We start from the raw sequence: 15,388 nt of genomic DNA, 5'->3' as shown, positions 1-15,388 counted from the left end.
GGCTGAAAAAAAGGAAGAAAAACCGCGAACAAAGAAATTCTTCTGGCACGACATGGAGATGACCGGCCTGGATGAAAAGACCGACTCCATCCTCGAGGTGGCCGTAGCGGTGACCGACCTCGACCTCAATATTCTTGAAGAGTACAACAAGGTGGTTTTCCAGCCTCCCGAGGCGCTTGAACGGATGAACAAATGGTGCAAAAAAACGCACGGCGCCAGCGGGCTGACAAAGGCGGTCGCAACCGGCCTGCCGCTCTCGCAGGTGGAAGAGGATGTTCTTCAAATAATCAACCGCCACTTTCGCAAGGATGAAGAGGTGGTCCTTTCGGGCAATTCCATTTATAACGACCGGCGGTTTATCGAAAAATACCTCCCCAAAATCGCCAAACGCCTCCATTACCGGATGATCGACGTCAGCTCCTACAAGGAGGTCTTTCGTGAAAAATACGGCATCGAGGTCAAAAAAAGCGAAAACCACCGCGCGCTGGAGGATGTGCGCGAGGCGATTGCCGAGCTAAAAACCTATCTCAATCATGTGACACTGCCGGCAAAGGGAACCTTTTGACAAAGTAATTTTTGCCCAATTCCCCGCTTGTCTTTTTGGCCCCGTTTGGGTAAATGGACGCCTGTTTGTCATTAATTAATTAACCCCAAAAAAGGAGGGTTCCCGCCGAGCGCCGACCGAATAGGGAGGATGAAGCGAGGCGGGAGCGGAGCCGATTAAGGGGAATAAAGTAGTTGATCAACTGTCTTTAACAATAAGGAGAAAGAAGAACTATGAAGACCATTCGTTTCATCTTGGCGGTTGGGGCCGTGCTTTTTACGGCCGTTTCCGCCGCACATGCCGTCCAAATCGACTGGCAGGGGAGCGACTGCCTCACCATCGATTCGACCTTCCATGTCTGCAAGCCCGACCACAAGTGGGATACCCAAAAGACCAAGCAGGAAAACCGTCCCATCAAGTGGGTCTATCACGAGGTGGGGGCCAACCCGATTATCTGGCTTCGGTACGATGACGCCGCCGGAAAGACCGCCCACGACTACGCCAAATTCGTGAGGCAAGACCTCGAATCGCGCGGGGTTGTGATTCAGTCGGTTAAAAACAAGGTGTTGAACGGCAGAAACGTGTCGATCATCACCGGCGTGAAATCCGACACCAACCTCAAATACATGGTGGGGGTCTGGCGCAATCAGGCCAAAGGGTTTAACCTCGAATGTAGCGCCTCAACCGATAATTTCGGCAAGTATGAGTGGCATTGCATGAAGGCGATTGAATCGGTGAAGATTGTGAGCGAGACGCGTTAAGCCGTCATCCGGGCCCGGGCGGCTACGGCCGCCCGGCCCAGATATTCCTCCTCGGAAAAATCGTCCACGGTGACGGCGTCCAGTCTTCGCTCCTCGGCCTTCTTTAAAAGGGCCGTCTCGGCCTCGCTGATGACGCCGATCTTCGCCGCCTCTTCGACCATGGCGGAAACTTTTTTCTGCTTGGCAATCTTCTTTTCCTTGACCGCTTTCATGATTTTCTTTTCTACACCTTCCGCCTTTTTGATGGTCTTGAAGGCGGCTTCCTGCCGGGCCAGCGCCTCCCCTTCGCGGGTGGGGATGTAGATCCCCTTCGTCAACCGGTCGCGCTGTTCGCCGTCCACCTGAATCAGTTGGGCAATCTGATGCGTGATTTTGTCCGAAGGGGGTTCGCCGATGCTATTCAAACGGGACCACAAACGGATCGGCCCCTTAAAAATCCCTCCCATGTTGGCAAAAATGCCGTCGAAGGCCTTTTGGATTTCGGAAAAGGCATAGGCCATTCCAAAGTGGACAAACGGCAGGTCTTCCCTTCGACGCCCCTCCGCCTCAAAACGCCTTAATGTGGCAAAGCCGAAATACATCCAGGCCAGGATGTCCGCGAACCGTCCGGTGATTTTTTGCTTGACCTTCAGGGAACCGCCGAGAGTCGCCATGGCGAGATCGGCCATGATGGCAAAGGAGGCCGAGGCCCAGGCGAGCCTCCGGTAATATTTGGCGACCGGTCCGCCGACGGGAGAGATAGCGAGTCTGCCGCGGGTGAGACTCAACAGACAGGAACGAGTGAGATTTCTGACAACATGCCCTACATGCCCCCAGAAGGCAGAATCAAAGCCCTTCAGGTTGTTTTCCCCCGCCGTTTTGACCTCCTGATAGGCATAGGGATGCGCCCGAAGCGCTCCCTGCCCGAAGATCATCAGGGTGCGGGTAAGGATATTCGCCCCTTCCACCGTGATGCCGATGGGAGTGCCGATATACATGTGCGCCAAAAGATTGCGCGGCCCGCGCGAGATGCCGGAACCCCCCATAATATCCATCCCGTCATTGACGATCTTTCGCGCCAGCTCCGTCTGGTAGTATTTCGCCATCGCCGTGATTACGGGAGGCTTGATCCCCTTGTCCAGGGCGCCGAGGGTAAACAGGCGGTTCGCCTCCATCAGGTAGTTCCAGCCGGCAATCCGGGCGAGAGGCTCTTCAACTCCTTCAAACCTCCCGATGGACATGCCGAACTGTTTTCGGATTGTGGCATGATTACTGCACACCCGCGTCACAAACTTGGCGCCGCCGACGCTCTGGGCGGGGAGCGAGATGCCGCGCCCGGCCCCCAGACTTTCCATCAGCATCTTCCATCCAAGGCCGGCCCCCTTGATTCCGCCGACAATGCACTCTTCGGCGGAGATCACCACATCCTTTCCCCAGAGGGGACAGTTGTGAAAGGGGACACCAAGCGGATCGTGCCTTCGCCCCAGCGTGACCCCTTTTGTTGTTGAAGGAACCAGGGCGCAGGTGATTCCCACGTTGGGCCCCTTCCCCAAAAGATTGTCGGGGTCGGTCAATTTGAAGGCGATGCCCAACAGGGTGGCGATGGAGGCCAGCGTGATCCACCGCTTTTCCCAGTTCAGCCGGACATAAAGTTTGCCGTCGCTCCCTTTAAACAGAACGCCCGTGGCCTTCATGCCGCCGGCGTCGCTCCCCGCCGTCGGTTCGGTGAGGCCGAAGCAGGGGATATGCTCGCCCGAGGCGAGCTTGGGGAGGAGATTTTTTTTCTGCTCCGGAGTGCCGTAGTGGGTGAGAAGTTCCGCGGGGCCCAGCGAGTTGGGCACCATCACCGTCACACAGCCGGCGCATGAGCGGGTGGCCACCTTCATCACGACCGCGCTGTTGACCATGGCCGAAAAACCGAGGCCGCCATATTCCTTCGGGATGATCATTCCGAAAAATTTTTCCCTCTTCATGATATCCCAGGCCTCCTTCGGGATTTCTTTGTCCTGCCAGATCTTCCAGTCGTCCAGGACGGCGCAGAGGCGCTCCACCGGGCCGTCGAGAAAGGCCTGCTCTTCCCTTGTCAATTTCGGATAAGTCTCTTTCAGCAGCTTTTTAAGATCGGGTTTTCCGGAGAACAAATCCTTTTCGACCCACACGACGCCCGCCTCCAAGGCCACCCTTTCGGTTTCCGAAACTTTTGGGAGAAAGTTTTTCATCACCTTCATGACAAAGGAGGTGAGGAGGGTCCGCCGGATAAGGGGAATATTAAAGACAAGGGCAAAGGCGATAAAGGCGCACAAAACCGGTATGGGGGCCTTAAAGCCGACCAGCGCCACTGCCAACGCGAGAGTCCAGAGGATGAGCGGGGCGCCGAGATAGCCGAGAGCTAAAACAACAACGATAGAACCTCCCAGATACCAGGGGAAATGGGCGTTTAAGAAAAAACCGTTTAGGGTGTTGAAAAGTTCCATGCGAACCTCCTCAAAAGGGGTTGGTGATTACATGACAAGCTTATCTATTTTTTGGGGGAAACCGCAAGAAAAAAATGAATGACCATTCATTCATTGTTGCTGTCATATGGCCATTCTTCTATTTTACCCCTTGTCACCTTTTCCACTTTTTGTTAGTCTGTAACCCGGGAGGAAGAAAGAATGGAACAACTTGTCGGCGAAATTACACTCGATAAAAAGCGCCGGTTGGCCCTGGGAAAAGTGATCAAGGGCAAACAGGTTTCTTCTTTTGAGGTTTATGAAACGGAAGGGGGTTACTTTCTGAAACCCAAGGTTTCGATACCGGCGGATGAGGTCTGGATTTTCCAGAATCCTGTCGTTAAAAAGAGCCTGGCACGAGGCCTTTCGCAAACGCCCAGGCATAAGTTGGGTTCGTTCGCCAGGTATGCGGAGGAGAAGTGACTTTTGAGCTCGTTTTTACCGATGAGGCCCGGGCCAACTTGAAAAAGCTGGAAGATGATTCTTCGAAAAAAGCGGTTCTTAAGGCGGTGAGAAAAACACTCGGCTTGATGGAAACCAATCTCAAACATCCTGGTCTTTGCACTCACAAGTATCAGTCGATCAAAGGTCCCCGGGGCGAAGAGGTATTTGAGACTTATGCCCAAAATCAAACCCCCGGCGCTTATCGTATTTTCTGGTATTATGGTCCGGAAAAGAATCGGATTTCCATTACGGCCATTGTTCCACACCCTTAAGTGAAGCCAAACGTCCGGTTTTCAGTTCTCGTAAAATCGGTCCATACTGGAAAAAGTGTGGAAGAAATTTTTTCCAATGTGAATATCCTCCATCACAGCCATGCCTGAAATCAGCCGTTTCTACGGGATTATTGTATTTCCAAGAACAAAAATTAGTTGCCAAGTTTTCTGAGGATGGGGTACAATAGTAAGGTAACTGGTTGTGAAACCTTGGGAATTTATATGACAAAAACAGCTGTGACAGCCATAAAAATGTTGGAATCCCTGCCGGAGATGATTCAAGAACGGGTGGCGGACAGATTACGCGAATACGTCGAAGAAGAGCGTGATGAGGTTAAATGGGACAGGGCTTTTAAACGCAAGGGCAAATTTGCCGGTCTAATCAACAAGGCTCAAAAGGAAATTCGTGAGGGGAAGGCGGTTGATATGGATTATGAGAAGTTATGAAGTCCAAAACCCTTCCCAGCTTTTGGGAATGTTACCGGCCGCTTCCAGATTCGGTCAAAAAATCGGCACGAAAAGCCTACCAACTCTGGCGGGATCGTCCTTTTCATCCATCGCTTCATTTCAAGTGTGTCGATCAAGAGAAAGGAATGTGGTCTATCCGCATTACTTTGCATTACCGGGCCCTTGGACTCATGCAAGATGATACCGTTGTCTGGTTTTGGATAGGCAACCACAATGACTACGAACGGTTGTTGTGAAGTATGGGGCATCGGGCCTCCCGTCTTTCCCGCAACCGGCTTTGCGAGAAGTCCTTTGGCCCGGGTGGTGGCTCGGTAGACAGTCAATCAGCTAAAATTCTTTATTTCCAATCGGTCACCAAGTATAATATTCTGGCATCCTGAAATAAGGCAGGCGAGGCTGTTCGGGGTTTTTTATGAATAAATCCGAAATCGAGAAGGCACTCGGCGAAATTGTCAAAAGGATTGTCAATACGGCGCATCCCAGCCGAATCATCCTGTTTGGATCGGCCGCTCGCGGTGAAATGGGGCGTCACAGTGATTTCGATCTCCTTATTGTTGTGCCTCCCACGGTTCACCGTCGGATGACGGCACAAAAAATTTACCGCAATCTGATTGGTGTCGGCATGGGAGCCGATATAGTTGTTGTCACCGAAAGCGATATTGAGCGTTACAAAAACAACTCCGGTTTGGTCATAAAGCCGGCCCTTCAAGAGGGGAGAACCTTATATGCCGCCTGAAGGGGATGCAGAAACCCAAATTTCCAGAAAGCGTCCCCAGACCCGATAGAAGAGTTGTTTTCTTTAAAATCGCTTGTTTGAACCTGCCATTTTGACGAGTTTCCACCCAGTAAGTTGATAATCCGTAAAATATTATTTTTAATTCTTGGTGAAAATTTTAGCAACTTTTATATTTATCTTCCGATAAAAACGTGCCAGTCAAATCTTTAGAAGCGAGAGGACAATATTTGTGCCGTTTAGTGATATCCAACTGAGATTGATGCGTGACTATGTTGTGCTCGATCTGGAGGCCCTCCGACCTCAATGGGGCCCCGACCGGGAAACCCTCATGGAAACCTTCATCATCATGGAGCCGCAAGAAATTCCCGCAGAAAAACTTCGCGAAGCCGCCCAGTTGGTTGCCGGAATTGAGGCCGGTAAATTATCTAAAAGACATCTGGCCCAAGTACGAGGATGGCTACAAACGCATGGTCCCCTACGCCTTCTTCGTCCAGACGAACTCCCAGAGGCAATGAAAAATGCCGGAGATAGAAAAAGATTGGCAGATTATTACAGCAGGCCTTTTTCCACGAGGGAACGTCATCTGCCATTCTTTCTGGACATCCTTATGCCTGCCCAGGATAGAGAGAAGGTATATGCCGCTATCATGGAGGACAGCAAGGGAGATGCACCACCGCAACCGATTTCTTGTCTTCAAAGAGCGTTCGCACATTATGTAACAATGGGAGATTATGGCCGAGCGCAAAAAGCGGCAATATACCTTGTACAGTTGGCAAGGGAGCTCAAGCAACATCAATTAGAATATGAGATATATACAACTTTGCTGGAACTCGGGCGCCAGGGCCGTTATGACCTCAAGTACTGGCAATATCTCTTGGGCTCGGAAACAGCGGATACGGCCGACATCAATGCTTATCTCAAGATAAGTCAGGGAGAGGCGCTTATCAGGATCGGCCCCAAAAACCGTGAAGAGGGCGCCCGTTTGATTGTCGAAACATTAATCCAGAGCTTATCCGGCAAGGAACTCGCATCCCGTCTTGAAGAAGCAGACGTTGAATATAATGACTATCTGGCAAGGCAATCCATTTTTAATGAAGCGGCCCGACAAGTTGAGAAAGTCGATCCAAAATCGGCAAAAACTTTTAAAAAGAGGGCCGACGGTGAAATGGCATTTTACCAGTTTTTGGCATCGCTTGACCTGGCCGACCCTGTCACCCGGCCGGATCTTCCGATGATCATGATGGAGCGTCTGGCACGGGACACTTCGGGCAAATACGACATCCTTTTATTCGAACTGCAACAAGTGTGGGAACGAATCTTAAGACATAGCGCATATTGGAATTCGGGGTGGACACTTTTTCACCTTGCCGAAATTCGATTTGGGGCATCGGTTTGGGATAGAAAGGTATCTGTTGGAAATTATTTACTAAAAAAATTGTCAACCACGCCGGACGGCTACGACGATCTTGTAGACAGCATATGGTCCATAAACCAGGAGATGGAAAAATTCAGGAAGGAAAAGAAAACTGGTCGTGCAGGCGGGAAGGGGGGTCTGAAAGCGTTTCTTCCTCTCATGGCCGGATTATCCGGGCCGGTTGAGAACCATCAGCCCGTCGCGTTTCACGATGATAATCGGATAGAGGCCAATCAATATTTTATTCCTCAATCCGAAACCGGCATCGCCTCGGCCCGGCTGGGTCCTGTGACGGTAACGAAAGCGGAAAATGCGGGATTGGGGTTCTGGAATACGAACGCATGGGGGGCCGAAATGACGGTTGGCGGCATTCAAACCATAGCGCCGTCACCTGTCTATAACCTCAATCCGTTAGCGCTGGCCGGCATGTCGGCCTATTTCGGCGCAACGACAGCACCTGTTAATTTATGCGTTATAGCGGTGCCTTTGCCGGTTTTGGCATGACCATCTCGCGCCAAAGCCTCTTTCATCACCTCGTCTTTTTATCGAAACCGAGTTCACGAATCCCCATCTGCCAAGGCATAATGTGAATGCCATCAACAAGGCGGGGTCTGGGCTCTTGGGAAAGAATCATTTGTTGGGCATCGGGAAAATCTTTTTTGACCGATCGAAGCCCTCGCAAATGAACATCTTGAACGGTGCCGGTTGATTTAATCTCGATTAATGCCAGCGGCATTCCGGGACGTTCAATGAGCAAGTCAATTTCGAGGCCATCCTTGGTTTGAAGATAACTCAACTGAAAATCGGAACCTGCGTAAGATGCCAAACGGTATATCTCAAGAAAAATAAAATGTTCAAAGGTGCGGCCATATCCGTAGTTATTGGATAGAAGGGGCTGATTTTGAAGCCCCAGTAAAGCCCGGGCAACGCCACAATCAAACAAATAAAATTTTGGCCCCCTTCGTTCTCTTTTTCGGATGGATTGATGGTAAGGTTGCAACCGATAAGCAAGGAGGGTGTCTTCGAGTATCTGGAAATAGCTCAAGACCGTGTTGGAACTCAAGCCGACATCCCGTGCAATAGAGGAAAAATTCACAATTTCCCCATTGGTCTGGGCCGCGCATTCCAAAAAACGACGAAAAGGGGGAGCTTCCCGCGCCAATTGCTCGGCAAGGATTTCTTCTTTGAGGTAGGTATGAATATAAGCCATGAGCAATTCATTCCGTTCTTCATCGGAAGAAGCGGTAACAATCCCCGGCAGACTTCCCCACTGAAGAACAAAACCAAGATTAAATGCATCGCCAAATTCGGATGATACAAGCGGATAAAGGTGCCGAAGAAAGGCGCGACCGGCCAACATATTCGCCCTCCCCCGTTTTAATTTGCGGGCGCTTGAGCCGGTCAAGGCAAAAAAGAGCCGCCGCCTGGAGGGACGCTCTGTCGTGACTCCCATCTGGGACCGACTGTGGGCTTCAATTTCAAGATGGACCATATCCAAAAGTTGGGGAACTTTTTGTACTTCATCAATAATGACCCAACAATCGCCCTGACTCGGGAGGGCCGCGACAATTTCGGATAATGAGGAAGGATTTTGAGAGAACCGGTCATAATCTTTTGGTGTAAGCAAATCCAGGAACATGGTTGTCCCCTTTGCAAAGTGCTCCCGCATCAGCCATGTTTTTCCTGTTGCCCGGGCTCCAAAAAGAAAAAAAGAGTGTGATTTCGGCAGGTTAATTATTCTTTTCATGACAGCTAAAAATTGTACGCCGATTTTTAAGTAAAGTGAATTAAACAGGAAAAGGACCGTTCTTGTCAATGAGAGATTCGGGCCTGATTGTCATGCGCGATATCCTCCCCTGATCCGATCATCCCGCGCCAAGTCCCTGTCATAACCTCGTCTTTTGGTTGTGTTCTCTCCCAAAATCCTCTAAAAGACCCCGCCATGCACAAGTCAACTGAAAGAAAGGCCCCGTTTGTCGGCCAGCACCCTGTCGCCACGACTGCTGTGACTTTCGAATCGCTGGGATTGTCGGAGGCGGTTTTAAAGTCGGTGCGCGCCATCGGCTTTGAACACCCGACCCCCATCCAGTGCGAGGTCATCCCGGTGGCGCTGACAGGCAAAGATATCATCGGTCTCGCCCAGACCGGTTCGGGAAAGACGGCGGCGTTTGTCCTCCCGATTGCCGAACGCCTCACCCACGGCCACGGCCTGCGCGGGTTGATCGTCTGCCCCACGCGTGAAATCGCCCTTCAGACAAAGGCCTTTCTCGATCTCTTCGGCAAAAATCATCATTTGAAAACGGCCTGCCTGATCGGTGGTGTCAGAATGGGGCCGCAAATTTCCGACTTGAGAAGAAAACCGGATATCGTTGTCGCAACACCGGGGCGGCTCATCGATCATCTGGAACGAAGAATCATCGGCTTGGGTCAGATTCAGGAGCTGGTTTTGGACGAGGCCGATCACATGCTCGATCTCGGATTTCTGCCGCAGGTGGAGGAGATTCTCCGGTCGGTTCCCCGGCAACGCCACACGATGATGTTTTCGGCCACCATGCCGGCGCCGATCGAACGGCTGACCCAACGTTTTCTGACCAACCCTGTCCGGATCGATATCCTGCCGGAGGGAAAGGCGGCGGAAGGGATCACGCATCGTCTTTATCTGGTGGAGGGCGAAAACAAGAGAAAGTGCCTGATCGCCCTTTTGCATCAGGAGCTGGGAAGCACCCTCGTTTTCGCGCGGCGAAAGGTGGATGCCGAATGGCTCTCCCATCTGCTTGAGGCGGAGGGGCATCCGGTGGAACGGATCCATTCGGACCTCTCGCAGAGCGAGCGGACGGCGGCGCTTAAAGGGTTTCGGGAGGGGGAACACCGGATCCTCGTTGCCACCGATATCGCCTCGCGGGGGATCGATGTCCCCGGCATTCAGCACATCATCAATTTTGACATTCCGGAAACGGTGGAGGATTATATCCACCGCGCGGGGAGGACGGCCCGCATGGAGGCGCTTGGCCTTGTCTCCACCATCGCGACATGGCAGGATTTGCCGATGGTGAGGGATATTGAAGCTGAACTGGGGCAGGCGATTCCGCGGTGCGTGGCGGTCGGCGTCCCTCCATTCATGGAGGCGGCCCCGAAGTCCGCGTTTGTCTCTCGTCCCGGTTTTAGGCCGCGGCGGAGGCGGTAATGAAGTAGCGGGTGACGCCTGTGGGAGGCCCCCGAACGAGCCGCAGTCGTGCTCCTTCACGACGAGGACGAGAGAGGGGGGACCCACAGGCGGCAGGACCCGCGATAGTTTTATGATCGAACTGAAAAAACTCATTAACGTCAACATCACCGGTAGCCGGCGGCTCATTACCCCCAAGGCGATCACGGAACTCGTGCCTGCATCGAAGACGGCGCTTGCCAACGTGCTCAAGAGCCGGCAGGTCATTGAAAATATCCTCGACGAAAAAGACCCCCGCCTCTTTTTCGTCATCGGCCCCTGCTCCATCCACGACCCGAAGGCGGCGCTGGAATATGCCGAAAAGTTGAAAAAACTCTCCGACCGCGTGGCCGACCGGTTTTTCATGATCATGCGGGTCTATTTTGAAAAACCGCGCACCACCACCGGATGGAAGGGCCTGATCAACGATCCCAACCTCGACGATTCGTTCCACATCGAGGAGGGGTTAAAACTGGCGCGGAGGCTCCTTTTGCAATTTACCGAACTGGGGCTGGCCGCCGGCACCGAGGCGCTCGATCCCATCACCCCGCAGTATCTGGCGGAATTCATCACCTGGGCGGCCATTGGGGCGCGCACCGCGGAATCACAGACCCACCGCGAATTGGCCAGCGGTCTCTCGATGCCGGTCGGTTTCAAAAACGGGACCGACGGGAGCATTCAGACCGCCGTCAATGCCCTTAAGGCGGCGACCACCTCACACCATTTTTTGGGAATCGACGCGGAGGGAAAAATCTGCAAGTTTTCCACCCGCGGCAACAAATACTGCCACATCGTTCTTCGCGGCGGCGGCGGAAGACCCAATTACGACAGGCCCAGTATTTCGGCTTGCGAGGCGGCGCTGGATAAAAACGGCTTGCGCAAAAAAATAGTCGTCGATTACTCGCACGACAACTCCAACAAAGACCACCGCCTTCAGCCCAAAGTGCTCGCCGATTGCGTGGATCAGATCCGCGAGGGGAACAAATCGATCTGCGGCTTCATGATGGAGTCCAACCTCTTCGAGGGGAATCAGCCGATTCCCAACGACTTGAAGCAGTTGAAATACGGTGTATCCGTTACGGATCAATGCCTTTCCTGGGCAACCACCGAAAAAGTGATCCTGGAGGCATATGAGAAATTACGTTGACTTCAAACAGGTGAACACAAACGCCGGCGGGATGTTGCCGAAGACCTTTTTCATTTTTACCTCCCGAAAATGCGCCTTAAGCGCCGCCACCAGGAGACGGGCTTTGGTGTGCCAGGCGGCGTGCATGTACTGGTAGAGGATCAGCTTCCCTTTTGGTCCGAGTGAGCGCTGGATCGCCTCCAGGATTTTTTCGGATTTTGCCCTGGGAAGAGTGGAAAAAGGAAGGCTGGAAAAAATCACGTCGGCGGGGATCCCCGCCTCGTCAATATATTTTTTTAACTGCTCCGCCCCGTCGTGGATGATTTTTCCACGGTCGATCTCTTTTTTCAAGAACTTCACCATCACCGGATTGCTGTCGATGCAGAGAAAAACGGCGTTTTGCTTGAGTTGCGGAACGATCCGGCGGGTCAAGGCCCCTGTCCCCGGCCCCAACTCCACCACGCAATCGGCCTCGCCCAAATGGGCATGCTCCAGCATTTTGATGCAGAGTTTTTTTGAGCTGGGGACCACCGCGCCGGTGATGAGCGGTTTTGTGAGCGCGGCCTTCCAGAAAGTCAAATAACGCTTCATGACAGTTGCCGGACTGGGAACTCTGTTCCACCGGCGTCAGCTACTCCGACCGACAACCTTTTGCAAGTTCGGCTTGGATTGTTTTGTGGACAACGACAGACTGCCTGGTCATTTCACCTTCGTTACCGCTGACTGCCGGTTGTCACAGAGTTCCCAGTCCGGATTTTTTGCCTATTTCCTTTGCCGTGTTTTTTGCCAGAATCTGGATCATCATCTCGTTGGTCCCGCCGCCGATCTCCAGAAGTTTGGCGTCACGCATGAACATCTCCACCCGGTATTCGTGCATATAGCCGTTCCCGCCATGGATCTGCATCGATTCGCTGGCCATCTCCACCGCCGCCCGGCCGGCGTAGAGCTTGAGCGCCGTGGCCAGGTTGGTTGCGGATTTGCCCGCCTCCATCAGCGCCACACCGCGCTCGACGGCAGAGCGGATCATTTCCAGGTGCATTCGCATCCGGGCGATTTTTTCCTGAATCAGCTGAAACGAAAGGATCGGCTGGCCGAACTGCTGTCGGCCGTAGGCATAGGCGACGCTTTTTTCGATGAGCGTCTCCAGCATCCCGCAGACCATGGGACCGACCAGAAACCGCTCCAGTTCCAGCGAGTGCTTCATGTCGGCAAAGGCCGATCCCTCACTGCCGAGGAAACAATCTTTGGAGACTTTTACCTGGTCGAGAAATATCTGTCCGGTCGGCGAGCACCGGTGGCCATGTTTGAGAAACGGTTTGCCGACCGAGAGCCCCTTCATCCCTTTTTCCAGAACGAAGGCGGAGCCGGAATTGAACCCCGTGCCGCCGCCAGTGGCGCCGCCACCGGAGTTGGCAATGATGATGAAGTAGTCGGCGATCGGGGCGTTGGTGATGAAGGTTTTGGAGCCGTTCAAGACGTAATTATTCCCCTCTTTTTTGGCCGTTGTTTTGATGTGAATGGCGTCGCTTCCCACATCCGGCTCGGTGAGCGCCCAACAGCCGACTTTGGCCTCATTCATCAGCCCCCGCAGATACTTTTCCTTCTGGTCCTTTGTCCCCAGCCGGGCGATGTTGTAGCCGAAGAGCTGAAAGCTGGCCATGGCGGAGAGGGCAAAGCCGGGGGAGAATTTGCTCATCTCTTCCATCACGGCCATCAGACCCTCAAGGCTCCCCCCGCCGCCGTATTCTTCCGGCAGGTAGACCCCGCCAAATCCGGCGCGCGCGACTTCTTTGTAGACCTCCAGCGGAAATTCCGAATTCAGATCGGACAATTCCACCACCGGCTCCAGCTTTTCGCGGAGCAGTTTGTTCAATTCCTGCCGCAGAAGTTGAATGTCCATTTTTAATCCGCCTTTGAGCCTCCAAGACAGGGAGGGGATTCCCTGTTCCCTTCTTTTTTCGCCCATTCGTCGGGGGTGAATGTCCGCATGGTCAGGGCGTGAATTTGTTCTTTGAGTTCGTCAGCCAGCAGATCGTTGATCATCCGGTGCCTCTGGACGGGCGTTTTGCCCTCGAAGGCCGTTGATACCGCCACCACCTTAAAATGCAACTCCGCGCCAAACGGAACGGAGTGCATGGGGCTTTCGTTGATAACCTCGAGGTGGTGGGGCTTAAGCCGCTCGATTATCTTTGCCTCGATTTTTTCTTGAAGAGTCATTTCATCCAATGTCACAGATTGGCCCAAAAAAATCAACCATTACGGCAATTCGGAACAGGCCGTTTTAGCCAGTGGGGAATCATACCCATAGACATCATTCCGAAACTGCACCGTCCCGTCTTCATCCACCCATGCGGTCACGTAAACAATGTGAATGGGAAAGGGTACCGTGAGATCGATCCTTCGCTGGATGCCGCTGTCGATCGCAGACTCGATTTTTTCGCGGTCCCAGTCGGGCGTGTCCTTTAAGACATATTCGGCGAGTTCCATATAATTTTCCACCCGGACGCATCCGGAGCTGAAAGAGCGGCTGTCCCTCCGGAACAAATGGCGGTCGGAGGTGTCGTGCAGATAGACATCGTACTTGTTGGGAAAAAGAAACTTGACGGTCCCCAGGGCGTTTCCTGCGCCCGGTTTTTGGACGATCCGGTAGTCAAAATCGTTTGGCGTCACGGTGGTCCAGTCGACCGTTCCCGGATCGACCTCGATGGTTTCCCCTTCGGGCGATTTTCCATAAAGCCTCATCCCCATTCTTTCAAGATAATCGGGGTCTTTCTGAAGGGTGGGGAGTTTGTCTTTCACCGCGATGCTCCGGGGGACATACCAGGCGGGATTGACCACCAGATGGGTGATCTCATCGTTAAAGATGGGGGTCTTGCGGTCGCGCCGCCCCGCAATGACCCTGGAGGCAAGGACCGGTTCATCATCCTTCACGACATGCAGATGAAAGTCGGGAACATTGACCCGGATATACCGGGTGGGAACTGCGGAAGATGCCGTTCCTTCCGCACCTGCCTGGGTCGTGGCGGCAAGGGACGTAAAGCGCAACCGGTTGATCTTGAGCTGGCAGACCCTTTTTTCAACCGGCACATTCATGGTGGCCACCGTCCCCTTGCCGATCACCCCGTCGGGTTCCATCCCGTTGCGAATTTGATAAAGCTTGACGACTTCCAGCAGTTTATCGTCGTAGATTTTTTCGTCGGAGCTTTTTTTGATGTATCCTTCCGCCTCGAGGCGCTTGCGGATGAGAGGAATCCGTTCATCCTCCGCCAAGGGTTCAATTTTTTCGCCCTTGGGGATTTCCGGCCAGGGGCCTTTTTTGGACAGTCCCTCGTATACTTGAACGGCTTTATTCAGCCGCTGGATGTTGGAAGGGGGATCAAACTGGGCCGCCCAGAGCGGACAGGATGCGAAAAAGTAAAATAAAAAAGTGACATGCCGGATACGCCGCATAAGGCCGCGTAGAATATCCTTCACCTGCGGGTTGAGTGCAAGTATAATTCATCCCCCAAAAACAAGGAGAAATCACCATGAAAACCGACCCGAACTGTATTTTTTGCAAGATCGCCAGGGGAGAAATTCCCGCGCAGAAAGTTTTTGAAGATGACCGCTTTGTCGCCTTTCTGGACATCCGCCCGCAGGCAACCGGCCACTGTCAGCTTATTCCGAAGGAACACCATGTCTGGGTCTGGGACCTGCCTGCCGGCAGGCAGGTGTCCCCCAACATCGGCGCCTACATGGAGGCGGCGCAAAAGGTGGCCCATGCGCAGAGAAAAGCCTTCGGCACGGAGATGATTGTCAGCCATATCATCGGCGACGAGGTGCCTCATGCCCACATCTGGCTGGTTCCACAGAGGCACACCAAAAACCGGAACTTAAAAGGGGAAGCAGTGGCAAAGGTGATCAGAGAAAATATGACAGGGACGATTATTTTGGAGTGAACAAAAATTTCT

The 15,388-nt window shown here is 53.0% G+C and carries 17 protein-coding genes; 11 read left to right on the top strand and 6 right to left on the bottom strand.

Features of this window, described 5'->3' with window-relative positions:
- Together orn and HYU99_07220 are read left to right on the top strand one after the other, a co-directional pair.
- Window positions 1-565: oligoribonuclease (gene orn, locus HYU99_07225; protein MBI2340136.1), on the top strand; the 565-nt coding region annotated here is incomplete at its 5' end.
- A 212-nt stretch (window positions 566-777) separates the two neighbouring features.
- Window positions 778-1,305: a hypothetical protein gene (locus tag HYU99_07220; protein ID MBI2340135.1), complete on the top strand. Its 528-nt coding sequence runs from the start codon at window positions 778-780 to the stop codon at window positions 1,303-1,305.
- Here HYU99_07220 and HYU99_07215 read toward each other — a convergent pair.
- Entirely contained in the window at window positions 1,302-3,758 is a 2,457-nt protein-coding gene (locus HYU99_07215; GenBank protein ID MBI2340134.1) for an acyl-CoA dehydrogenase, read from the bottom strand. The two genes, HYU99_07220 and HYU99_07215, sit on opposite strands and share 4 nt — an antisense overlap.
- Window positions 3,759-3,938: 180 nt before the next feature.
- Here HYU99_07215 and HYU99_07210 point away from each other — a divergent pair, with 180 nt between their 5' ends.
- From HYU99_07210 to HYU99_07185, 6 genes are all read left to right on the top strand, one after another.
- Entirely contained in the window at window positions 3,939-4,199 is a 261-nt protein-coding gene (locus HYU99_07210; protein ID MBI2340133.1) for a hypothetical protein, read from the top strand.
- Window positions 4,196-4,492: a hypothetical protein gene (locus HYU99_07205; GenBank protein MBI2340132.1), complete on the top strand. Its 297-nt coding sequence runs from the start codon at window positions 4,196-4,198 to the stop codon at window positions 4,490-4,492. Before HYU99_07210 ends, HYU99_07205 begins: the two co-directional genes overlap by 4 nt.
- A 222-nt stretch (window positions 4,493-4,714) precedes the next feature.
- On the top strand, window positions 4,715-4,939 hold the full coding sequence (locus tag HYU99_07200) for a hypothetical protein (GenBank protein ID MBI2340131.1): 225 nt from the start codon (window positions 4,715-4,717) through the stop codon (window positions 4,937-4,939).
- Window positions 4,936-5,196: a hypothetical protein gene (locus HYU99_07195; protein ID MBI2340130.1), complete on the top strand. Its 261-nt coding sequence runs from the start codon at window positions 4,936-4,938 to the stop codon at window positions 5,194-5,196. The genes HYU99_07200 and HYU99_07195 overlap by 4 nt, the downstream gene beginning before the upstream one ends.
- Window positions 5,197-5,372: 176 nt before the next feature.
- Entirely contained in the window at window positions 5,373-5,696 is a 324-nt protein-coding gene (locus tag HYU99_07190; protein MBI2340129.1) for a nucleotidyltransferase domain-containing protein, read from the top strand.
- A 328-nt stretch (window positions 5,697-6,024) separates the two neighbouring features.
- On the top strand, window positions 6,025-7,614 hold the full coding sequence (locus HYU99_07185) for a hypothetical protein (protein MBI2340128.1): 1,590 nt from the start codon (window positions 6,025-6,027) through the stop codon (window positions 7,612-7,614).
- A 25-nt stretch (window positions 7,615-7,639) separates the two neighbouring features.
- On the opposite strand, the gene HYU99_07180 is transcribed toward HYU99_07185, so the two are convergent.
- Window positions 7,640-8,857, bottom strand: a complete 1,218-nt coding sequence (locus HYU99_07180; GenBank protein ID MBI2340127.1) for an ATP-binding protein — start codon at window positions 8,855-8,857, stop codon at window positions 7,640-7,642.
- A 195-nt stretch (window positions 8,858-9,052) separates the two neighbouring features.
- On the opposite strand from HYU99_07180, the gene HYU99_07175 reads away from it, so the two are divergent.
- Together HYU99_07175 and HYU99_07170 are read left to right on the top strand one after the other, a co-directional pair.
- Window positions 9,053-10,294, top strand: coding sequence for a DEAD/DEAH box helicase (locus HYU99_07175; GenBank protein MBI2340126.1), 1,242 nt, complete (start codon window positions 9,053-9,055; stop codon window positions 10,292-10,294).
- A gap of 112 nt (window positions 10,295-10,406) precedes the next feature.
- Complete coding sequence (locus HYU99_07170) at window positions 10,407-11,459, top strand: 3-deoxy-7-phosphoheptulonate synthase (GenBank protein MBI2340125.1); 1,053 nt, start codon at window positions 10,407-10,409, stop codon at window positions 11,457-11,459.
- On the opposite strand, the gene HYU99_07165 is transcribed toward HYU99_07170, so the two are convergent.
- From HYU99_07165 to HYU99_07150, 4 genes are all read right to left on the bottom strand, one after another.
- The gene (locus HYU99_07165; GenBank protein ID MBI2340124.1) at window positions 11,451-12,029 is read right to left on the bottom strand and encodes a methyltransferase domain-containing protein; all 579 of its coding nucleotides are present in this window, start codon (window positions 12,027-12,029) and stop codon (window positions 11,451-11,453) included. The two genes, HYU99_07170 and HYU99_07165, sit on opposite strands and share 9 nt — an antisense overlap.
- Window positions 12,030-12,171: 142 nt before the next feature.
- Window positions 12,172-13,338 carry an acyl-CoA/acyl-ACP dehydrogenase gene (locus HYU99_07160; GenBank protein MBI2340123.1) on the bottom strand — a complete coding sequence of 389 codons (1,167 nt, stop codon included), beginning with the start codon at window positions 13,336-13,338 and terminating at the stop codon, window positions 12,172-12,174.
- Window positions 13,339-13,340: 2 nt separating this feature from the next.
- Window positions 13,341-13,655 (bottom strand): BolA family transcriptional regulator, encoded by a 315-nt coding sequence (locus HYU99_07155; protein ID MBI2340122.1) that lies wholly within the window; start codon window positions 13,653-13,655, stop codon window positions 13,341-13,343.
- A gap of 39 nt (window positions 13,656-13,694) precedes the next feature.
- Window positions 13,695-14,888, bottom strand: a complete 1,194-nt coding sequence (locus tag HYU99_07150; protein ID MBI2340121.1) for a L,D-transpeptidase family protein — start codon at window positions 14,886-14,888, stop codon at window positions 13,695-13,697.
- A 77-nt stretch (window positions 14,889-14,965) separates the two neighbouring features.
- On the opposite strand from HYU99_07150, the gene HYU99_07145 reads away from it, so the two are divergent.
- Window positions 14,966-15,376, top strand: a complete 411-nt coding sequence (locus tag HYU99_07145; protein ID MBI2340120.1) for an HIT domain-containing protein — start codon at window positions 14,966-14,968, stop codon at window positions 15,374-15,376.
- Window positions 15,377-15,388: the final 12 nt, after the last annotated feature.

The organism is Deltaproteobacteria bacterium, from assembly GCA_016183175.1.
In the GTDB taxonomy this organism is placed as follows: Bacteria; UBA10199; UBA10199; order UBA10199; family SBBF01; genus JACPFC01.
This window is presented reverse-complemented; position numbering and strand designations above follow the sequence as displayed.